This is a genomic window from Asticcacaulis sp. P2_B1 (genome assembly GCF_056404915.1).
In genome coordinates, this window is sequence record NZ_JBFUDD010000002.1 from 757,045 (window position 1) to 777,989 (window position 20,945).

Below are 20,945 nucleotides of genomic sequence, written 5' to 3' on the forward strand. Positions count from 1 at the left end.
TCGCTCTCCTATTCCGCCGCGGCCAGGACCGGCATCTCAGCGGGTTTCGGCGCCGCGTCCGGCAGTTTGATGGTGCGCCAGATGTTGTAGACCATGATCAGCGCACCGATCAGGAACAGGGCGCCGCCGACGGCGCGGAAGATGTAGTAGGGGTGCATAGCCTGGACGACTTCGACAAAGGAGTAGGTCAGGAAACCCATCTTGTCGTAGGCGCGCCACATCAGGCCCTGCATGATGCCGGCGACCCACATCGAGGTGATGTAGACGACGATGCCGACGGTAGAGACCCACAGATGCAGGCTGATCAGCTTGGTCGAGAACATGCCGGCCTTCTTCCACAGGTGCGGCACCAGGTAATAGATGGCGCCGAACGAGATGTAGGCGACCCAGCCGAGCGCCCCGGCGTGAACGTGGCCGACGGTCCAGTTGGTGTAGTGCGACAGGGAGTTGACCGTCTTGATCGACATCAACGGCCCTTCGAAGGTCGACATGCCGTAAAAACTCAAGGCGATGATCATGAACTGCAGGATCGGATCGTCGCGCAATTTGTGCCAGGCGCCCGACAGGGTCATCATGCCGTTGATCATCCCGCCCCATGACGGCATCCACAACATGATCGAGAAGGTCATGCCGAGAGTCTGCGCCCAGTCGGGCAGCGAGGTGTAGAGGAGGTGATGGGGACCCGCCCAGATATAGATGAAGATCAGCGACCAGAAGTGGATGATCGACAGGCGGTACGAATAGACCGGGCGCCCGGCCTGCTTGGGGATGTAATAGTACATCATGCCGAGGAAACCGGCGGTCAGGAAGAAGCCGACGGCATTATGGCCGTACCACCACTGGATCAGGGCCGACTGGACGCCGCCCCACACCGAATAACTTTTGACGTCGACCAGGGACACCGGCAGGGACACGCCGTTGACCAGGTGCAGGATGGCGATGGTGACGATGAAGCTGAGGAAAAACCAGTTGGCGACATAGATGTGCTTTTCCTTGCGCATCGTCAGGGTCATCAGGAAGTTGATGAGGTAGACGACCCAGACAATGGTCAGCCACAGGTCGGCATACCACTCCGGCTCGGCATATTCCTTGCCCTGGGTGACACCGAACAGATAGCCCAACCCCGCCATCAGGATAAAGGCCTGATAGCCCCAGAAGTGGAACCACGCCATCTTCACGCTGAACAGCTTGGTATGACAGGTGCGCTGGACGACATGGTAGGACGTGGCGAACAGGATATTGCCGCCGAACGCGAAAATGACCGCCGAGGTATGCAGCGGGCGCAACCGGCCGAAGTTGAGATAGGGCTCGAGATTCAGCGCCGGAAACGCCAGTTGTAAAGCCAGCAACAGACCGACGGCAAAGCCGGCGATCGCCCAGAACATCGACGCGATGGTGAAATACTTGATCACCTCTTCGTCGTAGCGCGGGGCGGCCGCCGTAACGGGCCGCGGTATGTCTGCCGCGACGGCGGACAGGGTCGTATCCATTCTTATACCTCCGAAAATCTTGTCATCCGAGCGCCAGGCCCAGTAGCAGCACGCCATTGACGCCCAGAGCCGCCACGGTCAGCCAGTCCTGGAGACGTGGCAGGCCGCGCAGCAGCCGGTCGCTTAAAAGTCCGAAACCCATCAGGCCGGGCGCCGTGCCCAGGCCGAACAGCGCCATGCCAAGGCCGCCGATCAGGGGCGAACCGGTCGTCGCCACGGCCATCAGACCGGCCATCACCATGCCGCACGGCAGGAGCCCGAGCGACAGACCGAGGCCGTAGCGCTGCCAGGCGTTGCGGGCCTTGCCCAGGCGCGCCGGCAAGCCGCAGGTCACTTTCGGAGCCAGGGCGAACGGTAGGCTCAGGCCGAAGCGCGCCATCAGACGTCCGGCGAGGGTGGTCAGAAAAATCATGGCGACCAGGGCCAGCATCAGCTTGCGAATGACGGTAAAGCCCGGCCAGTCGGTGAGAAAATGAAAGCCGAAACCCGCCACGACGCCCAACGCCACATAGGTGGTTATACGGCCGAGGTGGTAGGGCAGCAGCAGGCGCCGCAGGATGCCCGGCCCGGTCACGCTGCCCTGTTGTCCCAGTACGAAAACCCCGCACATGGTCACGCAATGGGTGACGCCGCCCGTCAATCCGGCAAGAAAAAGCACCAGCAACAACGGTAAAGAACCGATAGCTATCGTGCCGCATTGCTCTAACCAACTGCTGCCAACCATGTATACGACGTAATCTATCCATAAAGCCGCTTTACAATTCCATTTTAGAAAATGGAGTGTGCAATACTGTCGCACGCCGAAAGCATGGGCCTTCTAGCGTGTGGAAAGAACATCAATGGTCAAAGTTGTACTTGATTTAGATCAATTTCGGGCCCGAAGAATGTTGGCAACGGGCCGATTGGGCGATTTTGGCGACACTTTGCCGCATGAATACAGGCCGTTATCTGGTACTTTATTTGTGCCTGAAAGCATGTTTTGGAGGGCTTAAGTCCTTAACTTTCTTGTGGTTTTAGGCGTTTCGACCGGGCATTTACGTTATGACCGACATGGACCCATCGCTTCCTTACCGGACCCGAGACCATAGTCTCCGCTCACGAAAGGAGACTATTCCATGGAAACTCTGCACGGCGAAGACGCCCGCAACAAAATCTGGTCGCTGATCAAGGACACACGGGTCGCCATGATGGCGACGTGGGATCAGGACACGCACGAAGCCCATTCACGGCCGATGATGGCTTTGCAAACCGACGAATTCGACGGTACGCTATGGTTCTTCACCGGTAAGGATTCGCGCAAAGCCGATGAGGTCAGTGAGAGCCATGAGGCCTTGCTGTCGTACTCGGACCCGAAGTCGATGAATTTCGTCTCGGTATCGGGCAAGGCGACCCTGACCGACGACCGCGCCAAGATCGACGAGCTGTGGAACGACATGGCCAAGGTCTGGTTCCCCGAAGGCAAGGACGATCCGAACCTGACCCTGCTGCGCTTCGATGCCGAACGCGCCGAGTTCTGGGAGGCGCCCAATGCCCTAGTCCGCGGCGTCAGCTACATCAAGGCGCTGGTCACCGGCAGCACACCCGATATCGGCAAGTCCGGTACCGCGCAAATGCAACACTGATCCCTGCCTTACTTCACGCCGGAATTCTGGCGAGGAATTTTTGTCATCCGGGCAGGCGGCGAGCGACACGTGTATGCTTATACACGTTAGCGAAGCCAACGCACCCGGGGGCAAAAAGACCCGTCAGAATCAGTGGCGGAAGACGCGCACGCTGGTAAACACCATCGCCAGGCCGGCGGCGTCGGCGGCGTCGATGACCGCCTTGTCGCCGATGGAACCGCCCGGCTGGATCACAGCCGTGGCGCCCGCGGCCGCCGCTTCCAGCAGACCGTCGGGGAACGGGAAAAACGCTTCCGAGGCGCAGGCCGAACCCTTGGCCAGCGACTCCGTCAGGCCCAGGCCCTCGGCGGCTTCCTTGGCGCGCAGCGCCGCGATGCGCGCCGAATCGCGGCGGTTCATCTGGCCGGCGCCGATACCGGCGGTGCGGCCGTCCTTGGCGTAGACGATGGCGTTCGACTTGACGTGCTTGGCGACCGTGAAGGCGAACAGCATGTCTTCGATTTCCGTCGGGGTCGGCTGGCGCTTCGTGACCACCTTGAGGTCGGCAGCGGTGATACGTGACGTATCGCGCGACTGCACCAACATGCCGCCGGCCACCGAGCGGAAGACCTGACCGCCGGAGAGCGGGTCGGGCAGCGAACCGGTCACCAGCAGGCGCAGGTTTTTCTTGGCGGCGAAGACCTCGGCGACGTCATCGTCGACCGAAGGCGCGACCACGACTTCGGTGAAGATCTCGACGATCTTTTCCGCCGTGGTGCGGTCGAGGCGGCGGTTAAGGGCGACGATGCCACCGAAGGCCGACACCGGATCGCATTCCAAAGCGCGGCGATAGGCTTCGATCAGGTCACCACCGACGGCAACGCCACACGGATTGGCGTGCTTGACGATAACGCAGGCCGGGGCGTCGAATTCGCTGACCAGCTCGATCGCCGCATCGGTATCGGCGACATTGTTATAGCTCAGTTCTTTGCCTTGCAGCTGCTTGGCGGTGGCGACGCCGGGACGGTCCTCGCCGGTCTTGTAGAAGGCCGCCGACTGGTGCGGGTTTTCGCCGTAGCGCATGGTCTGCAAGCGGGTGGCGCCGATGGTCTTGCGCGCCGGATAGGCGTCGCCCAGTTGCCCGGCGAACCAGGTCGAGACGGCGGCGTCGTAAGAGGCGGTGCGGGCAAAGGCCTTGGCTGCCAGGGATTTGCGCAGGGCCATCGAGGTGGCGCCGGCCTCGGCAATGGCCGCCAGGACCTCGTCCATGCCGGCCTTGTCGACGCAGATGCTGACATAGGGGTGGTTCTTGGCCGAGGAGCGGATCATGGCCGGCCCGCCAATGTCGATATTTTCGATGGCCGCTTCGAAGGCGCCACCGGCGGCGACCGTCGATTCGAACGGATAGAGATCGATCCACACGATATCGATCGGCGTGATATCGTGGTCCTTCAGCGCCTGGGCGTGTTCGGGAGCGTCGCGATAGGCCAGCAGGGCGCCGTGGACCTTGGGGTGCAGGGTCTTGACCCGGCCGTCCATCATTTCGGGGAAGCCGGTGATGTCGGCGACGTCCTTGACCGGGATGCCGGCCTTTTCGATGGCGGCGCGCGTCCCGCCGGTCGACAGCAGCTCGACCCCGGCCTGGTGCAACGCCGTGGCGGCTTCGATCAGGCCCGCCTTATCGGACAGCGAGATCAGGGCGCGTTTCGGGATGACGAGATCGGCGGCGGGCGGAAAATCGGGCGCGGCGGGCATAAAGCTATCCATGTGTTGGGAGGAGTCGGCTGCGTTTACACCACGGGTCGCCATAAGAAAACCCCGCCGCAGGGTTTGCGGCGGGGTTATTTTGAGTGGCGCGTCACGACTTAGTAACGACGGCCATATTGGTTGCTATTGCTGTAGGCATAACCATTGCCATAGCGGCTGTCGGAATAGCGATGGGTCGTGCGGCCCGAACGATAGTCGTAATGACCATATTGCTCTTGCGCGGCGGCTTCGATCTTGTTGCAGGTCGCCTTGCCGTGGTTGTGGCCGATCTTGTTGCCGAAGAAGCCACCCAGGACAGCGCCGGCAACCGTGCCCAGGCCCTTGTTGTGGGTGTTGGCGACCGAACCGCCGATGGCGCCGCCGGCGATAGCGCCCAGGATCATGCCGGTCTTGGCGTCGTTCGACTTTTCAGTCTCACAGACATAGGACGATTGCGCCGAAGCGGTGGTCGGGACGATGGTGGCACCCAGCAACATGCCGGTGGTGGCGACAGCAGCGATGGTGGTTTTGATAACGTTTTTCATAACTTCAATCCTTCATGTTTTGCCGGCTTTAAGGAACATCCCGTTGCCGATCATGAGGACAGTTATAACCCCCTGAACCTGAACGGGATTTGAGCACCGCGTTCATGCTCGTTCAGACTGCACTTTTTTTCGCGGGACCGTTTTCGCATAAAAAAAGCCCTGTAAAAACAGGGCTTCTCTCAAATATTGTGGGCGAGAATTTACTCACGAACGTACTTGTAAACGACCTTTTCATAGCGGCCGTTCGACATTTTGCGGTAGTGGGTTTCTTCACGATAGGCGATGGCCTTCATGCATTCCTTCTTGCCGTGGTTCTTGCCGACCTTGGAGCCGACGACACCGCCGACAACAGCGCCCACGACCGTACCCAGGCCCTTGTTGTGGGTATTGGCCAGCGAACCGCCGATGGCGCCGCCGGCGACCGCGCCGATGACCGTACCGGTCTTGCTGTCGCGCTTCTGGATATATTTGCATTCCACCGAATAGGCTCCGGCAACCGACGGTACGACAACCGAAGTAGCGATCAGGCCCAAACCGGCGAGGGCGAGGGCGGTATTACGAGCTATATGCGACATGACTAAATTCCTTATTTTGTACTTCGTGTGCTGGCGCGCACTCTATTGCACGGGAAATAAGGATACAGTTTGGCTTTGTTGCGGCAGAATAAATTACCGGAACGCAATTTTATGATTCCGCCGGGGACAATTTCCACCGCACCCGCGTCGGCGCATCCAGCCGGCATACTCCGCGCAGGGCAATCACCGTCGCCTTGCGCGCCACACCCTTTTCGAACACCGCCCCGGCTTCCAAGGCGACCTCCTTGGCGTCGTGACGTAACCACCATCCCCGCCCGCCGGGCCCGCGCAGCAGGACACTCTTCTTGTCGCGCGCCATCGAGGCCTGGACCTCGGGATGCAACAGGAAGCGCACGGTGAACGGCGCCGCCACCGGCAGGGCCTGAGCCTGGGCGCCCTGACGCGCCTCCATCGGCGTCAGCCGTTCCTCGCCGCGCAGTTCGTCACGCAGGGCGTCGACATAGAGCCGGCGTTCATGCTTGAGACCGAACTTCGGCCGCCAGCCTTCGTGCTCCATCTCGAGCAGGGTGCCGGATTCCTCGGCATCGACGCGGCGGTTGCGCACGCGATAACGCAGGCCTTCCAGGGTAAAGTTGAGCAATTCGCCAAAACGGCCGGTAACGGGGCTCAAGATCGCCGTCTCGCCGATAGTCAGGCTGTTGGCGGCGCCGACGATGCGGAATTCCTGGCGATCCGATTGCGCCGGCGACCAGCCAGGCAGCACGATCAGCTTGTCGCGGCCGCCCGAGACTTCGAACGCCATGGGATGATCGCAGGCCGCCGAGCCGAAGGCGCCGGCCTTGGCCTCGCCGGTATCGACAAAGACGCTCAAAGAACGGCCGAGCAGGCGCTGGAAACGGCCCTGTTCCAACACATTGGGCAGGCTGACCGGCGTGGCGCGGTTGTCGTCATGGACCAGGGCCGGCTCGATATGCTCGGCGGCGATCGATTCCGCGCCCTGAAAGGCGCACAGGCTGCCGTCCGGATGCGACAGGGTGCGCACGAAGCGCGTCAGGCGGTCGATATGCTGCTGGATATAGTCGGGTACCGGCAGACTGCGCTGCGCCAGGCCATCCTCGATCAGCAAGAGATCGTACAGCAGGTCCAGGCCCTGTTCGACACTGCGCGAGGCGTGCGAACCGTCGGCCAGGACGGCGCGCTTCAGCGCCTTGGGCAACAGTTTCAAACCCGTGCGGCGGAAACCGTCGCCGACGCGGCCGGACAGGACGCAGCCGAGCGTCATCAGGGCCACGGCCTTATTGGCCTGCCAGGCCATGTTCTGGTTCAGCCGCAGCAGATGTCGCCCCTGTTCGGCCAGGGATTGCGACAGAACGATGACCTCATCCGGCGTCGCCACGGCCGACAGACGACGGGCAAACAGCGACAGATTGATCAGCCGGCGCGGCAGGACCTCTTCRCCCCAGGTAAACGGCGTCCAGCTGCGGAAGGTCTTGTGCCATAGCAAAAACAGCCGCATCGCCTCGCGTGCACCGTCATCGCCCTGGGTCATCAGCGAGCCCAGCCAGGCAAAGCGGTGCAGTTCGACAGCGAAGGCCCGCGTCGGCGACGGCCGATTCCATGGATCGCCGCTGCCCTGGACGCTGATGCGGCCGCCGGCCATCGAGAAACGCCCGGCCAGGATGGCCTTACCCATCAATGGAAAGGCCGGCCGGCTTTCGTGGGGCGCCGCTAGGAAACCGTCGGGTGTGCGGCCTTTCAGGGTAAAGCGATAACCCGGCATGCCGAAGACCTCGGCGCCGATCTGTTTGCGCAGCCATACGCCCACCACCTTGGCCCACGGCGTCTTGACCGTCGACAATTCGGCAATAGGACTGGACGACTCGTAAGCCAGCATCAGCTTTATGCGCCCTCGCCCTTCAGGGCCTTGATATTGGCGGCATAGGCAGAGGGCCCACCCTTGAATACCGCGGTGCCGGCGACGAGGGCCGTGGCGCCGGCGGCGACGCAAGCCGCGGCATTCTGCGCGTTGACACCACCGTCGACCTGCAAAATGGCCGGATGGCCCGCGGCGTCGAGGCGCTTGCGCACGGCTTCGATCTTGCGCAATTGACTGTCGATAAAGCTTTGCCCGCCGAAGCCTGGATTGACGCTCATGATCAGGATCAGGTCGACATCGTCCATGACCCAGTCGAGGATCTCCAGCGGCGTCGCCGGGTTGAAGACGACACCGGCCTTGGCGCCCAGCTGGCGAATATATTTGAGCGTGCGGTGTAGGTGAGCGCCGGCTTCCGGATGGACGCTGATCAGGTCGGCGCCGGCATTGCGGAAGGCTTCGAGGAAGGAATCGACCGGCGAGATCATCAGGTGGCAGTCGAACGGCAGGTGGGTGTGCGGGCGCAACGCCTTCACCACGTCCGGCCCGATGGTGATATTGGGCACGAAATGGCCGTCCATGACGTCGATATGCACCCAGTCGGCGCCGGCCTCGGTGATCGCCTTGACCTCGGCGCCCAGGGACGCAAAGTCGGAGGCCAGGATGGACGGACAGATGAGCGGAGCGTTTTGAGTCATGTAGATTCGCCGGGAGAGGGAGTTATGTGCTTAAGGCGGTTGGAAAATCAGGTCAATCAGCTTGCCGGGTCAGATGCGCGACAAAAAAGCCGTCCTGACCGCCCGGCCGTTGATGCGGCAAGAGGCGCAGCCAACCTTCCGGGCGCAGGGTCTCGGGCACCAGGCCGAGCGCTGTGATGGCGTCCGATTCCGGCTTTTTGACGACGAAATCCTTATGCCGGCGCAGGAAGGCGATGATCTGGCTCTCACCCTCTTCACGTTCCAGAGAGCAGACGCAATAGACCAGGTCGCCACCCGGTTTGACGCGATCGGCAGCGGAATCGAGCAGGCGGTGCTGGACGTCGGCCAGCTTGGCGATATCCGCAGGCTTGGTCGCCCACAGCACATCAGGCTGACGGCGGAAGGTGCCGGTCGAGGTGCAAGGCGCATCCAACAGGACAACGTCGAACTGGCGGGTGTCTTCGAAGCTTTCGGCCTCGCCCATGGCCAGTTCGGCTTCATAATGCGTGCGTTGCAGGTTTTCCTCGACGCGTTTCAGGCGATTCTTGGAACGATCTAGCGCCACCACGCTCGCGCCCTTGCCAAGCAATTGCAAAGTCTTGCCGCCCGGCGCGGCGCACAGATCGATGGCGGTCTTTCCGGTCAGGTCGCCCAAGAGATTGACGGCGATCGAGGCCGAGGCATCCTGCACCCACCACACGCCGTCGTCATAGCCGGCCCATTCGGTCAGGTTGCCGCGCAGGCCCGAGCGCATGGACAGGCCACCAAGCGGCGTGCCTTGCAGGGCTTCCTGATGTTTCGCCATGTCGTCGGCGGTCTTGAAACTGAGATCGGTCGCCGGTTCTTCGGTCAGCATCATGGCGATGCCCTCGGCGTTATTCTGACCATAGGCCTGCACCCAGCGCTGGAACAGCCAGTCGGGCGCCAGGCGCGAAGCCACCGGCGGCTTCAGGCCACCTTCACGAATGACACCGCGCAGGATGGCATTGATCAGGCCCTTGAATGGACGGGTATTGGAAGCGCGCTCGGCCAGCTTGACCGTGGTCGAGACGGCCGCAAAGTCCGGCACCTGCATGAAGCCGATCTGGACCAGGCCGATGCGCAACAGGTCGCACACTGCGGCCGACGGCGCCTTTTGCGTCTTCTTTTCGATGATATAGTCGAGCTGCCCCAGCCGCCGCAGGACCAGTAGGGCCATGGCGCGGGCGAAACTGCGTTCGCCTTCGGACAGCGCCAGAAACTCACCGCGCGTCACCGCCTCGTCGAAACCGGTACGCTTGGTCAAAGCGGCGTCGATCAGGGCCATGGCGGCGATGCGGGCATTCATGCCGATATCGCCGTCGTCGTCGGTATTCACCGTCGGCGGGTCGTGCCTGACGATATTCTGCGCCGGCTTCGGCTTCAGGGCATATTTGCCAGTCGGGCGCTTGACCAGCTTACGCTGGAAGGACGGTTTTTTCGGCGGGGCGGACGGGGCCATGGGGCAGGCCTTTCATAAGATGCTGGGTAAGGGGCACCTCATAGGCGTAAAGGGCCTGCGCGTAAACGCTTTTTCCGTTAACGTACCGTGGGCAGTCCTGTGGCCGTCGTGCCGGCGCCCGAGTCACGGCGCTTCATCTCCATGGCCAGAGCGATCAAGGCGTTGACGCGGTTCTCCGTCGCCGGGTGGGTCGAGAACAGATTGTCCATGCCCCGGCCGCTCAACGGGTTGATGATGAACATGTGAGCGGTCGCCGGATTGCGTTCGGCGCCGTAATTGATGCGGCCCTGGCTATAGGCTTCGATCTTTTTCAAAGCGCCGGCCAGGGCTTCCGGATCGCCCGATATCTCGCTGCCCATCCGGTCGGCTTCGTATTCGCGGGCGCGCGAAATAGCCATCTGCACGATCATGGCGGCGAACGGCGCCAAAATCGCCATCAGAATGACAACCAGGAAGTTGTTTCCGCCCTCTTCGTCGTCGCGCGACCCGCCGCCGAACCACATCGCCATATTGGCCAGGCTGGAAATGGCGCCGGCCAGGGTGGCCGTGATGGTCATGGTCAGGGTGTCGTGGTTCTTGACGTGGCCCAGCTCGTGCGCCATGACGCTGCGGATCTCCTCGCGGCTCAGCATCTGCAACAGTCCGGTCGTCGCGGCCACGGCCGCGTGCTGCGGATTGCGGCCGGTGGCGAAGGCATTGGGCTGGTCGCTGTCGATGACATAGACCGCCGGCATGGGCAGGCCGGCGCGGCGGCTCAGCATCTCGATATCGCTGTAATAGTTGCGCAGCAAGGCATTGCCGGAGTCTGGCCCAACTTCCTGCGCCTGATACATACGCAAGACCGCCTTGTCGGAATTATAATAGGCGAAAACATTCATCGCGACGGCGATGCCCAGTGCGATCAGCATGCCCGTCGGCCCGCCCAGCATCATGCCGATCACGCCGAACAGAGCGGTCAGGCCGGCCAGCAGCAACCAGGTCTTCAACGGGTTCATCTTACTTAAGCTCCTTGAGGAAACATCAAACAGAGCCTAGATATGGAAACCCCGTCCTTTGCCCGCAAGGCGATTACACAAATGTCATCTTCCAGTGATCTCAGCAGCCTGGAACCGAAAAAGGTTCTGACCCCCGCCGCCCAGCGCGCCCTGGCCGAAGCCGCCGAACGCCGTAATCTGGCGGAAGCCGAAGCCGCCAAAACCATCGAGGAAGGCGGCCCGCCGGGCCCGGAGCCGACACGCTACGGCGATTGGGAACGCAAGGGCATCGCCGTCGACTTTTAGCCACCAGGGTGCAAGCACCCTGGACCCGATACTGACGCTCTCGGACGCCGGTTCACGCTAACAAACGCATGTTACGCGTTGTGCAGGGCGGCCAAAATGCTTTGCGTCGCGGCGACGGGATCGGCGGCGCGGGTGATCGGCCGGCCGACCACAACATGAGAAGCGCCGTTCAGAATAGCGTCCTGAGGCGTGGCAATGCGTTGCTGGTCGTTGATGTCGGCGCCGACCGGCCGCACGCCCGGCGTCACGATCAGGAATTCCGCCGGCACGCGCGCCCGGATCATCTCGGCTTCCAGCGGGCTGGCCACCACCCCGTCCATGCCGCATTCGACCGCCTGATCGACCCGGCGCAGGATCAGGTCGCTGAGCTGCATTCCATAGCCCATGGCATCGAGATCGTCCTGGGTCAGGCTGGTCATCACTGTCACGCCAATAATCTTGCAGTTCTCGCGCACACGGCCGGCGATCGCCGCCTTCATTACCTGCGGCTCGGCATGCACGGTCAGCAAGTCGCAGGCGCCGTTCGACACCGCTTTCGCTGCGCCTTCCACCTGGGCGCCGATATCGTGCAGCTTCCAGTCCTGGAAGACCGACTTGCCGGCCGCCGATAGCTCTTCGCAGAGAGCCAACCCGCCCTGGGCCAAAAGCGTCAGGCCGATCTTGTAGAAGGACACGCTGTCACCGAGTGTCGCGATCAACCGCCGCGCCGAATCGACATCGGGCTCATCCAGGGCGACGATCACACGCGGGTCGGCAGGCAGCAGATGGCTCATGGTCGGTCGTCGCTTTCTTCTGTTATGGGCAGGCGTGATTTGCTATGAGGGCGCGCGGCCCCCTGAAATCCCTGATTTGAATGCTGAGACCGTCTCATGAGCCTGGTTGAGTTCTACGTCAACTTCTTCATCACGCTTTTTGCCTTGATCGACCCGATCGGCAATGTGCCGATCTTCGCGGCAGCGACCCAAAGCCAATCGCCGACGGCCCGGCGCTTGCTCAGCATCTATATCGCCATCTTCACCGCCATCATCCTGACGCTGTTCTTCTTCGCTGGCCTCAATATCCTGAAATTCTTCGGTATTTCGATGGATGCCTTCCGTATCGCCGGCGGCCTCTTGCTGTTCCTGATGGGCCTCGACATGGCGCGCGGCGATTTCCTCGAGACCTTCAGCCACGCCGAAGAGGTCAAGTCGGGCGGCGATCCCGCCACCGGCGTGCAACCGCTCGGTCACCGCGAAAGCGCCAAGAAGTCGTTCGAAAAGCTGGTCGTGCCGTTCGCCTTTCCGCTGATGGTCGGGCCGGGCACCATCTCGACCGTCATCATCCAGGCAGACATAGCGCAGAAACTGGGCCTGTCCGGCCTGGCGCTCGGCGTCGCCGCCATCTTCACCACCGCCGCCGCGGTTCTGGTGACGCTTCTCTTGTCCAACACGATTTCGCGCGTCTTCGGCCGGGTCGGCATGGTTGTGGTGGTCCGGGTCCTGGGCCTGATCCTGTGCGCGCTCAGTGTCCAAATCATTATTTCCTCGGTCAGCGAGATCACCCACAATCTCATCCTGCCCAGCGCCGCGCATCCCTATACCACAACGACGCACCATCGCTGAACGGATCCGGAGCGCGGCGCGACCACTGCGGAATTCTGCTTTAAGAAATATTAATGATATATTAACACCAACCTCTTAGGGTTGTGGTGCTAACTATGCCAAACGCTTGCCCCTTTCGAAGCTGGCGAGCGAAACTAAAAATACGCCCGTCACCTATAGGCCTGCCGGCCAAGACCTTTGTGATGACCACGGCAGGGGAAGAAAAATAAGGGAGGTGTGGATGGGAAATTTCGCTACGTCCGAACCGCGGCTGAACGACGCCGGTTGCAACGCCATACCGGCCAATTGTTACGCGCTACGACCCGCACGCGTTCTGTTGGTGGACGATTCGCGTAGCGACATCCTGCTGGCGCAGCACTATCTTCTCGGCCAGGTCGGTGTCGGCTGCGAACTCAGCGTCGCGCGGTCAAGCCGTGAGGGCCTGAAGATTCTTATCGAGGCGGACGAAGCCCATCGGAAAATCGACCTCATCCTGCTCGATATCAACATGCCCGGCGACGGCGGCTTCGTCCTGCTGGAGGACATCCGCAACCATCCGCGCCTGCGGGCGACCCCCGTTGTCATGTGCACCGGCTCCGCCTATGAGGCCGACCGCGTTCAATCAAGGCTTCTCGGGGCCGTCGGATATATCCTGAAGCCGCCCTCGCTCGATCGCCTGCGCAAGGTTCTGGACCTGCTGCCGACCCTCGATCTTTACGACGAAACGGACACCACACGGCTCATGGCGATAGAAGGTTCGCATTAAGGCCAAAGCCGTCAGCGGTTAATTTGGCTGACAAATTGAACGCAGGATGCGCTTTAATTCGCGACATTCGAGGGTTTGGCAAGCGTCGTGTAAAACGTGCTGCCCTCCCCCTCCTTTGAGGTCACGGTGATGTCGCCGCTGTGGTTTTCGGCAATCTTCTTGCAAATCGACAGGCCCAGTCCGGTGCCGGTGATGTTTTCCCAAACATGCAGGCGGCGGAAGGGTTGGAAAATCTGCGCCCTATATTTCTCGTCAATGCCCAGCCCATTGTCCTTGACCGTCAGGCACCACCTGTCCGGCTGGTCGATGACGCCGATATGCACGCGGGGGATATTGCCCGGGGGCTGGTACTTGATGGCATTGGTGATCAGGTTCTGCAGAAGACGGATCAATTGTACCGGGCTGCCGTAAAACGTCGGCAAGGCGTCGAAAGTGATTTCCGCCTTTTGCTCGCGGATCAGCTCGCGTAAATTGTCGAGCGCGCTGCTGAGGACCAGGGCGCCGTCGAAAAAGACAAGGTTGCCGCCGCTATCTTCCGTTCGCGTATAGGTCAACAGATCGGCAACCATATCGTGCATGCGCGCGCTGGAATTGAGGACGACGCAGAGATATTCCTTGCCGGCGTCGTCCAGGAGCTCGCCATATTCGTCCGACAGAATCTTGCTGAAGCTGACGACCGTGCGGATCGGCTCCTGCAGATCGTGTGAAGCCACATAGGCGAAGCGTTCCAGCTCCGTATTGGTGTTCGCCAGTTTTCGCACCAGCAGCTCGCGGTCATGCGCCATGGCGCTGTGCTTGATCGCGGCCACGATGGTTTCATGCAGCAGTTCGGGCGTGATCTCCGACTTGACCAGATAATGCTGGGCGCCCGACTTGATGGATTGCACGGCGATGTTTTCATTACCCTGACCCGTCATCATGATGATCGGCAGATAAGGAAATTGCGGAACCAGTTGCCGCAGCAGATCCAGTCCGTTTCGCCCCGGCAGGGAATAGTCGAGCAAGACGCAGTCCGGCCGTACCGTCGCCAGGCATTCCAGCATGGAATCGCCGCCGGCGGCTTCCAGGTACCGGTATTCTACGTCTTCGATCTTTTTCAGGGCACGGACATAGCGTTCGCGATCATCGGGACTGTCGTCGACAAGCAGCACGATCGGCGAATCGGCGACAGACGGCACGGCACTGGCCCGTGTTTGGTTGGCATGTGTCATGACGGTCTGTCATTTCCCTTGTCATGATTGGGCAGTATCGCCACACCGAACCAATAGTCTTTCATCGTCCGGATGGCTTCGGTCAAGCCCTCGAAACTGACCGGCTTCTGGATATAGGTGCTGGCGCCGAGGTTATAGCACTGTTCGACATCCTTGGCATCGGACGACGTCGTCAGGACGACGACCGGAATCGGTTTGAGAGTGGCATCGCCTTTTATGTGGCTGAGGACCTGACGGCCGTCGATACCCGGCATGTTGAGATCGAGCAGGATGAGGTCGGGCTTCGGCGCACTGCCTTCCACGGCATAAGGTCCTTCACTATTCAGGTAATCCAGGGCCTCGCGGCCGGACTTGCACCACCGCACCGGATTCAGGAAATGGTTTTTCTTGAAGCTGCGGATCGTCGCTTCGTAGTCGTCCTCATTGTCTTCCACGAGCAAAATGACGGGTATGGCCGGCATGTCTAGGATCCTCCCGAAGCTTGCAGGGTAAAGTAAAAGGTGGTGCCGTTCGATGGTTCGGAGTCGAGCCATATCCGTCCGCCATGGCGTTCGACGATCTTCTTGACGAAGGTCAGTCCGACGCCGGTGCCCCGGGCGGTATCATCTTCTTCATTCAAGCGTTTGAAGATACGAAAGATGTCGTCATAAAAACGCGGCTCGATGCCGATTCCGTTATCCTTGACATAAAAAACCGGATGCTGGGGCTGCGAATCGTTCACGCCGATCTCGATGCGCTTTTGCGGCTTGTCGTTATATTTGACGGCATTGGTAATGAGGTTGCGAAACACCTCGGTGACCCGCGGCACATCGCAGGTGATAACCGGCAACGGTTTCGGTACGACGATGAGCGCGTTTTGCTCTTGCAGGGTAATGTCCATCATCAGCTCGATGTCACGGATCATGGCGTTGAGATCGGTTCTTTGGATGGCCAGGTCCTGGCGGCCGAGCCGCGAGAAATACAGCAGATCGTCGACCAGGGCTTCCATGCGCCGGCACAGATAGACCATGCGGTTCAGTCGGCGCCTGCCGCCGTCCTCTATGCTGTGGCCATAATCCTCCTGCAAAAACATGGCGTTGTTGCTCAAACCGCGGATCGGCTCTTTCAGGTCGTGCGAGGCGATATAGGCGAAGTCGTCCAGCTCCTGGTTGCTGCGTTTGAGCTTTTCGACATAGGTGTGAATCGCCGCCTCCGCGTCCTTGCGCTCGGATATGTCGCGAATGGTGCCGACGAACATGCGCTCGCCGTCCGCCCACATTTCGTTGACCCCCAACTCCATCGGAAAGACGCTGCCGTTCTTGCGCCGCGCCGCGACCTCGCGCCCGATGCCGATCACTTTTTTCTCGCCGGTCGTCTGGTAATGGCTGAGATAGCCGTCATGCCCGCCATGATAGGGCTCGGGCATCAGCATCTTGACGTTCTGGCCGATGACCTCGTCAGGCTGGTAGCCGAAAATCCGCACCGAGGAGGGATTGAAGCTGCGGACGATACCCCGGCTGTCGATCGTCACCAGGCCGTCCAGCACGGTGTTCATGACGGCCTGGAGGCGGGCGGCTTCGGCGCGCAGATTGTCTTCCGCCGCCTTGCGTTGCGTGATATCGCGCGTCACCTTGACGAAACCGGTCAGGTCGCCCCGCTCGTTGCGCACGGGATCGATCACGATACCGGCCCAGAACAGGCTGCCGTCCTTACGCACCCTCCGGCATTCTTCTTCGAACTTGCCCTCGGCGCGGGCCTTGTCCAGGGCCTGTTGCGGAGCGCCAAGATCGATGTCCGCCTGGGTGTAAAAAACCGAAAAATTCTGCCCGACGATCTCCTCGGCCGTATAACCCTTGAGCTTCTGCGACCCCAGGTTCCAGGTGGTGATCCGGCCTTCGGGATCGAGGTGGACAATGGCGTAGTCCGCGACCCCCTCCATCAACATGCGGTGCAAGGATTCCACCTCCACCAACGCTTTGGTCTTGTCCAATATTTGCGTCTCGGCCGCCTTGCGCGTGCTGATGTCGCGGATCGTGCCGACGAACAGGCGGTTTTCACCGATGCGCATTTCATTGACGCCAAGTTCCATCGGGAAAACGCTGCCGTCTCTGCGCCGGCCCGACACCTCGCGGCCGATACCGATGACCTTCTTTTCGCCGGTCGTCAAAAAGTGGTGCAAATAGCCGTCGTGCCCGCCGTGATAGGGTTCGGGCATAAGGATTTTGACGTTTTGGCCGATCACCTCTTCGGCGCCGTAACCGAAAATCTCCACGGCCGCTTGATTGAAGCTCTGGATGGTCCCGCAGCTGTCGATAATGATCATGCCGTCGAGCACGGTCTGAAGAACGATTTGCAGCAGCGAGTCGTCTCGCGTCAGATCGTTGAAAATCGCGGAATCCATGGCGTTTCTGACTTGAACCGTATGACGGGGACTGGGTACGCCTGTACTTTAAGCAACACTGTATCCTGCCCTGAATGGTTGTGAAAGGACAATCAATAGCTGTTGAGAAATTAAAGCAGCGGCCTGCTTCCACCCGTGATATCGAATCACCGTCTTGCCAAAAGGCTTAGCGATGAATCTTCTGCAATTGGCCGGAAGCAAACTCCATCACCCAATCGTCCGGCAACACTTTCAACAGCGATGCGATCGCCTTGTTCGGCGCCCCCGGCACGCAGGTCGCGCGGTTGGCCTCAGCGGCGACAAAGCCTTCGCGCGCCACTTCGTCGGCGCCCATCCACGCCCACTCCGGGATGGCCTGACTCAGTTTCGAGCGCGTGCCGACGACATCGTGAAATTCCGAATAGGTCCAGCCGGGGCACAGGGCGCTGACATGGACGCCATGGTCGCGGACTTCGAGATGCAGGCCCTGTGAAAAACGCGTCAGATAGGTCTTGATCGGGCCGTACAACGTGTCCCCCGGCGAGGCCGGCAGAAAACCGGCGACCGAGGCGACATTGACGATACGGCCGAACTTCTGTTCCTTCATCGTCGGCAAAAAGCGATGAATCAGTTCGGTCGGCGCCAGCATCATCACCTGCATGAAGGCGCGGTGCTGCTCCCAGGTGCTGCCGAGGAAGCCGCCGGGCTGGCCGTAACCGGCATTATTGACCAGGCCGTCGACCGTCCGGCCCAGGGCGAGGATACCGGATTGTAGGGCTTCCGGCGCTGAGGGATCGCTGAGATCCGCGGCAATGGCATGGGCTTCGACGCCGAAACGCAGGCGGATTTCCTCGACCAGCTTATCCAGCCGGTCCTGGCGCCGCGCTGTCACCACGACGTCCCAGCCGTGCGACGCATAGGCCCGCGCAAAGGCCAGGCCAATCCCCGAGGAAGCTCCGGTAATCAGGACGAGACGGCGTGTCAAAGCATTGACCTCTAACTAAAAAATCACGTCAGAGCGAAACACGACCGCACGCAAAATTGCAAGCAGATTAAGCCACGGCCTCGACCGGCAGGTCATGCGTATGTTTCAACAAGTCCGCCACGGTGATCATCGACAGGCTCTGCGATGCCGCCGCATTGGCCAGCGCCATGGCCTCATTGACCGCCTTGGGTATGGCCTGGCTGATCGGACAGCCCTTGGCGCCGACCGGTGCGCTGCCCAAATGGGCGCAGCCATTGACCGCGCGCAATACCTCATCCAACCGGATATGTTCCGGCCTTTTCAGCAACCACGCACCGCCCGCCACACCCGAGCACGTCGCCAGCAAGCCGGCCTTGGCCAGTTGCGTCGTCATACGGCGGATGACCACCGGATTGGTCGGGATCGAGGCCGCCAGCACGGAGCTGGACACCGCCTGTTCTCGCGAATAGGCGTTGCGGTGGGCCAGGTAGGCCAGCGTGTGCGCGGCAACGGGAAATCTTTGACTGTCGGACATTGGACTATGAGATTACGATATTTCGGATAGCCACACTAGCGGAATTGTGCACCCGCTCAACCAACCCATTGAATGTGTCCTTAAATAGGCGTAAGAGCGCCACGTTCAAGCGAGGGACATCAAGAGACTGTGTGTCATCGGCCCTCAGGAGAGTATGAATGATTGGGGACAACCCTGCTGAGCCTACGGCCTCCCCGCCGGACTCAGCCGTATCCGGCAGCGCACCGGAGCAAGCAAGCGCCGCTTCCACAGACCATTTCGCCAAGCCTGACAAGGCCAACAAGGCGCCGCACCATCCGACCGATTCGGTCGACAGTCATGGTCACGGCTCCGAAGGCTTCTGGGCCCTGGCCATCGGTTCGATCGGCGTCGTCTTCGGCGATATCGGTACCAGCCCGTTGTACGCCATGCGCGAAGCCCTGTTCCACACCCGCGAAGGCACCAGCGCCGACCTCGCCGTCAAGGGCGTGATCTCGCTTGTCTTCTGGGCGCTGATCATGGTCGTGACGGTGAAATATGTCATCTTCCTGATGAAGGCCGACAATAAGGGTGAAGGCGGCACGCTCGCCCTGATGGCCCTGACGCAAAAGGCCCTCGGCAAATATTCGCCGACCGTGTTTTTCCTCGGCATCTGCGGCGCCGCCCTGTTTTACGGCGACGGCATCATCACCCCGGCCGTTTCGGTCCTCGGCGCCGTCGAAGGCCTGAAGGACGCGCCTGGATTCGGCGGCAAGGTGCACCATCTCATCGTGCCCATATCGGCCATCATCCTGATCGCCCTGTTCATGGTGCAATCGAAAGGCACGGCCAAGGTCGCGCGTTTTTTTGGCCCGCTCACGGTTTTGTGGTTCCTCACCCTGGGCGGGCTCGGTCTCCTGCATATCTTCGACAGGCCTGAAATCCTGGTGTCGCTGATGCCGCAATACGGCATCACCTTCCTGTTCGCCAATGGCTTGATGGGTTTCGTCATCCTGGGCAGCGTCTTTTTGGCCGTTACCGGCGCCGAGGCCCTCTATGCCGACATGGGTCACTTCGGCAAGAAACCGATCCAGCGTGCGTGGCTGTTCTTCGTCCTGCCGTGCCTGACGCTCAACTATCTCGGCCAAGGCGCCCTGACTCTGGCCGACCCGTCGGCGCGGGAGAACCCGTTCTGGCGGATGGTGCCGGAATACGCTTATTGGCCGGTCTTCTTCCTGGCCACCATGGCCACCGTCATCGCCAGCCAGGCCGTCATCACCGGCGCCTTCTCGATCACCCAGCAGGCCGTTCAGCTGGGCCTCCTGCCGCGCATCGACATCAAACGGACCTCCGAGACTCAGGCCGGTCAGATCTTCGTACCGCAGATCAACACCATGCTGATGGTCGGCGTCCTCATCCTGCTCTTCGCCTTCCGCTCGACCGATCGCCTGACCTCGATGTACGGCATCGCCGTCACCGGCGCCATGCTGGTCGACACCCTGCTCGCCTATGTCTTCCTGCGCCACGTGTGGAAATGGAAGCGCTGGCAGGCCTGGGCGCTCGTCGTGCCGTTGGGCTGCCTCGACCTCGTCTTCTTCACCTCGAACCTGCTCAAGATCCCGCAAGGCGCCTGGCTACCCCTCATGCTGGCCGGCGTGCTGATCATGATCATGCTGACCTGGGCGACCGGTTCGCGCACCCTGTCCGACAAGTCGAAACGCGACAGCGTCGCCCTGCTCGACCTGGTCGACATGCTGAAAAAGCGGCCGCCGCACCGCGTCGCCGGCACGGCCATCTTTCTAACCTCGGACGCTGAATCGGCGCCGGTGGCCCTGATGCACAACCTCAAGCACAACAAGGTTTTGCATGAGAAGAACATTATCCTGACGGTCAAGACGGTCGGTACACCGCGCGTCTCCGAAGACAGCCGCGTCTCGATCGAAGTCCTCAATGACGACTTCAAAAAGGTCACCCTGCTCTACGGCTTTATGGAAAGCCCGAACCTGCCCCGTGCCCTGGGTCTCTGCCGCAAGCTCGGTCTCAAGTTCGACATCATGGCGACCAGCTTCTTCGTCGGCAAACGCAGCGTCGTGCCCTCGGCCAATTCCGGCATGCCGCTGTGGCAGGACAAGCTGTTTATCTTCCTGATGAAAAACGCCGCCAATCCGACCGAGTTCTTCCATATCCCGCCGGGACGTGTGGTGGAACTGGGCACGCAAGTCACCGTTTAATCTCAAGAAGCCGTCGGGAAACCGGCGGCTTTTTTGTCGGGCATAGGTGCGTTCGACGGGCTTTACGCGATTGTCACTTGCATCCTTATCCC

The 20,945-nt window shown here is 61.0% G+C and carries 20 protein-coding genes; 5 read left to right on the top strand and 15 right to left on the bottom strand.

All coding sequences use genetic code 11. The annotated features are described in order from the left end of the window. Positions 1-8: 8 nt before the first annotated feature. Together ccoN and AC1DX3_RS07820 are read right to left on the bottom strand one after the other, a co-directional pair. A complete protein-coding gene (gene ccoN, locus AC1DX3_RS07815) occupies positions 9-1,490 on the bottom strand; it encodes a cytochrome-c oxidase, cbb3-type subunit I (protein WP_476988690.1) in 1,482 nt (493 codons plus the stop codon). A gap of 22 nt (positions 1,491-1,512) precedes the next feature. Beyond that, a complete protein-coding gene (locus tag AC1DX3_RS07820) occupies positions 1,513-2,148 on the bottom strand; it encodes a sulfite exporter TauE/SafE family protein (RefSeq protein WP_476988691.1) in 636 nt (211 codons plus the stop codon). A gap of 457 nt (positions 2,149-2,605) precedes the next feature. On the opposite strand from AC1DX3_RS07820, the gene AC1DX3_RS07825 reads away from it, so the two are divergent. Further along, entirely contained in the window at positions 2,606-3,112 is a 507-nt protein-coding gene (locus AC1DX3_RS07825; protein ID WP_476988692.1) for a pyridoxamine 5'-phosphate oxidase family protein, read from the top strand. A 129-nt stretch (positions 3,113-3,241) separates the two neighbouring features. Here the strand turns inward: AC1DX3_RS07825 and purH are convergent, their stop codons facing one another. From purH to htpX, 7 genes are all read right to left on the bottom strand, one after another. Next, positions 3,242-4,846, bottom strand: a complete 1,605-nt coding sequence (gene purH / locus AC1DX3_RS07830; protein ID WP_476988693.1) for a bifunctional phosphoribosylaminoimidazolecarboxamide formyltransferase/IMP cyclohydrolase — start codon at positions 4,844-4,846, stop codon at positions 3,242-3,244. Positions 4,847-4,956: 110 nt separating this feature from the next. Then, positions 4,957-5,382 (bottom strand): glycine zipper 2TM domain-containing protein, encoded by a 426-nt coding sequence (locus AC1DX3_RS07835; RefSeq protein WP_476988694.1) that lies wholly within the window; start codon positions 5,380-5,382, stop codon positions 4,957-4,959. A gap of 200 nt (positions 5,383-5,582) precedes the next feature. After that, positions 5,583-5,957: a glycine zipper 2TM domain-containing protein gene (locus AC1DX3_RS07840; RefSeq protein ID WP_476988695.1), complete on the bottom strand. Its 375-nt coding sequence runs from the start codon at positions 5,955-5,957 to the stop codon at positions 5,583-5,585. 109 nt (positions 5,958-6,066) lie between these two features. Next, complete coding sequence (locus tag AC1DX3_RS07845) at positions 6,067-7,812, bottom strand: heparinase II/III family protein (RefSeq protein ID WP_476988696.1); 1,746 nt, start codon at positions 7,810-7,812, stop codon at positions 6,067-6,069. A 5-nt stretch (positions 7,813-7,817) separates the two neighbouring features. Next, complete coding sequence (gene rpe / locus AC1DX3_RS07850) at positions 7,818-8,489, bottom strand: ribulose-phosphate 3-epimerase (RefSeq protein ID WP_476988697.1); 672 nt, start codon at positions 8,487-8,489, stop codon at positions 7,818-7,820. A 52-nt stretch (positions 8,490-8,541) separates the two neighbouring features. After that, positions 8,542-9,969, bottom strand: coding sequence for an RsmB/NOP family class I SAM-dependent RNA methyltransferase (locus AC1DX3_RS07855; protein WP_476988698.1), 1,428 nt, complete (start codon positions 9,967-9,969; stop codon positions 8,542-8,544). 77 nt (positions 9,970-10,046) lie between these two features. Further along, a complete protein-coding gene (gene htpX / locus AC1DX3_RS07860; RefSeq protein ID WP_476988699.1) occupies positions 10,047-10,964 on the bottom strand; it encodes a zinc metalloprotease HtpX in 918 nt (305 codons plus the stop codon). Positions 10,965-11,045: 81 nt separating this feature from the next. Here htpX and AC1DX3_RS07865 point away from each other — a divergent pair, with 81 nt between their 5' ends. Then, positions 11,046-11,249: a DUF1674 domain-containing protein gene (locus AC1DX3_RS07865; RefSeq protein WP_476988700.1), complete on the top strand. Its 204-nt coding sequence runs from the start codon at positions 11,046-11,048 to the stop codon at positions 11,247-11,249. Between the two features lie 71 nt (positions 11,250-11,320). Here the strand turns inward: AC1DX3_RS07865 and pyrF are convergent, their stop codons facing one another. Continuing rightward, the gene (pyrF, locus tag AC1DX3_RS07870) at positions 11,321-12,010 is read right to left on the bottom strand and encodes an orotidine-5'-phosphate decarboxylase (RefSeq protein WP_476988960.1); all 690 of its coding nucleotides are present in this window, start codon (positions 12,008-12,010) and stop codon (positions 11,321-11,323) included. A 108-nt stretch (positions 12,011-12,118) separates the two neighbouring features. Here pyrF and AC1DX3_RS07875 point away from each other — a divergent pair, with 108 nt between their 5' ends. Both AC1DX3_RS07875 and AC1DX3_RS07880 read left to right on the top strand, forming a co-directional pair. After that, positions 12,119-12,850 carry a MarC family protein gene (locus tag AC1DX3_RS07875; RefSeq protein ID WP_476988701.1) on the top strand — a complete coding sequence of 244 codons (732 nt, stop codon included), beginning with the start codon at positions 12,119-12,121 and terminating at the stop codon, positions 12,848-12,850. Positions 12,851-13,070: 220 nt separating this feature from the next. Further along, positions 13,071-13,595, top strand: a complete 525-nt coding sequence (locus tag AC1DX3_RS07880; protein WP_476988702.1) for a response regulator — start codon at positions 13,071-13,073, stop codon at positions 13,593-13,595. 53 nt (positions 13,596-13,648) lie between these two features. On the opposite strand, the gene AC1DX3_RS07885 is transcribed toward AC1DX3_RS07880, so the two are convergent. From AC1DX3_RS07885 to AC1DX3_RS07905, 5 genes are all read right to left on the bottom strand, one after another. Continuing rightward, positions 13,649-14,806, bottom strand: a complete 1,158-nt coding sequence (locus AC1DX3_RS07885; protein WP_476988703.1) for a sensor histidine kinase — start codon at positions 14,804-14,806, stop codon at positions 13,649-13,651. Next, positions 14,803-15,267 carry a response regulator gene (locus AC1DX3_RS07890; RefSeq protein ID WP_476988704.1) on the bottom strand — a complete coding sequence of 155 codons (465 nt, stop codon included), beginning with the start codon at positions 15,265-15,267 and terminating at the stop codon, positions 14,803-14,805. The genes AC1DX3_RS07885 and AC1DX3_RS07890 overlap by 4 nt, the downstream gene beginning before the upstream one ends. Before the next feature lie 2 nt (positions 15,268-15,269). Next, on the bottom strand, positions 15,270-17,186 hold the full coding sequence (locus AC1DX3_RS07895; RefSeq protein ID WP_476988705.1) for a PAS domain-containing sensor histidine kinase: 1,917 nt from the start codon (positions 17,184-17,186) through the stop codon (positions 15,270-15,272). Positions 17,187-17,352: 166 nt separating this feature from the next. Next, on the bottom strand, positions 17,353-18,150 hold the full coding sequence (locus AC1DX3_RS07900) for an SDR family NAD(P)-dependent oxidoreductase (protein WP_476988706.1): 798 nt from the start codon (positions 18,148-18,150) through the stop codon (positions 17,353-17,355). A 67-nt stretch (positions 18,151-18,217) separates the two neighbouring features. After that, positions 18,218-18,664, bottom strand: a complete 447-nt coding sequence (locus AC1DX3_RS07905; protein ID WP_476988707.1) for an Rrf2 family transcriptional regulator — start codon at positions 18,662-18,664, stop codon at positions 18,218-18,220. Positions 18,665-18,822: 158 nt separating this feature from the next. Here AC1DX3_RS07905 and AC1DX3_RS07910 point away from each other — a divergent pair, with 158 nt between their 5' ends. Further along, a complete protein-coding gene (locus AC1DX3_RS07910; RefSeq protein ID WP_476988708.1) occupies positions 18,823-20,853 on the top strand; it encodes a potassium transporter Kup in 2,031 nt (676 codons plus the stop codon). Positions 20,854-20,945: the final 92 nt, after the last annotated feature.

Excerpts from the sequence above, each read along its gene's own strand:
- rpe (WP_476988697.1), bottom strand. The coding sequence starts at position 8,489 with ATGACTCAAAACGCTCCGCTCATCTGTCCGTCCATCCTGGCCTCCGAC.
- AC1DX3_RS07890 (WP_476988704.1), bottom strand. The coding sequence starts at position 15,267 with ATGCCGGCCATACCCGTCATTTTGCTCGTGGAAGACAATGAGGACGAC.
- AC1DX3_RS07840 (WP_476988695.1), bottom strand. The coding sequence starts at position 5,957 with ATGTCGCATATAGCTCGTAATACCGCCCTCGCCCTCGCCGGTTTGGGC.
- AC1DX3_RS07875 (WP_476988701.1), top strand. The coding sequence starts at position 12,119 with ATGAGCCTGGTTGAGTTCTACGTCAACTTCTTCATCACGCTTTTTGCC.
- ccoN (WP_476988690.1), bottom strand. The coding sequence starts at position 1,490 with ATGGATACGACCCTGTCCGCCGTCGCGGCAGACATACCGCGGCCCGTT.
- purH (WP_476988693.1), bottom strand. The coding sequence starts at position 4,846 with ATGCCCGCCGCGCCCGATTTTCCGCCCGCCGCCGATCTCGTCATCCCG.
- AC1DX3_RS07905 (WP_476988707.1), bottom strand. The coding sequence starts at position 18,664 with ATGTCCGACAGTCAAAGATTTCCCGTTGCCGCGCACACGCTGGCCTAC.
- AC1DX3_RS07880 (WP_476988702.1), top strand. The coding sequence starts at position 13,071 with ATGGGAAATTTCGCTACGTCCGAACCGCGGCTGAACGACGCCGGTTGC.
- AC1DX3_RS07835 (WP_476988694.1), bottom strand. The coding sequence starts at position 5,382 with ATGAAAAACGTTATCAAAACCACCATCGCTGCTGTCGCCACCACCGGC.
- AC1DX3_RS07855 (WP_476988698.1), bottom strand. The coding sequence starts at position 9,969 with ATGGCCCCGTCCGCCCCGCCGAAAAAACCGTCCTTCCAGCGTAAGCTG.
- AC1DX3_RS07910 (WP_476988708.1), top strand. The coding sequence starts at position 18,823 with ATGATTGGGGACAACCCTGCTGAGCCTACGGCCTCCCCGCCGGACTCA.
- AC1DX3_RS07895 (WP_476988705.1), bottom strand. The coding sequence starts at position 17,186 with ATGGATTCCGCGATTTTCAACGATCTGACGCGAGACGACTCGCTGCTG.
- htpX (WP_476988699.1), bottom strand. The coding sequence starts at position 10,964 with ATGAACCCGTTGAAGACCTGGTTGCTGCTGGCCGGCCTGACCGCTCTG.
- AC1DX3_RS07865 (WP_476988700.1), top strand. The coding sequence starts at position 11,046 with ATGTCATCTTCCAGTGATCTCAGCAGCCTGGAACCGAAAAAGGTTCTG.
- AC1DX3_RS07885 (WP_476988703.1), bottom strand. The coding sequence starts at position 14,806 with ATGACACATGCCAACCAAACACGGGCCAGTGCCGTGCCGTCTGTCGCC.
- AC1DX3_RS07825 (WP_476988692.1), top strand. The coding sequence starts at position 2,606 with ATGGAAACTCTGCACGGCGAAGACGCCCGCAACAAAATCTGGTCGCTG.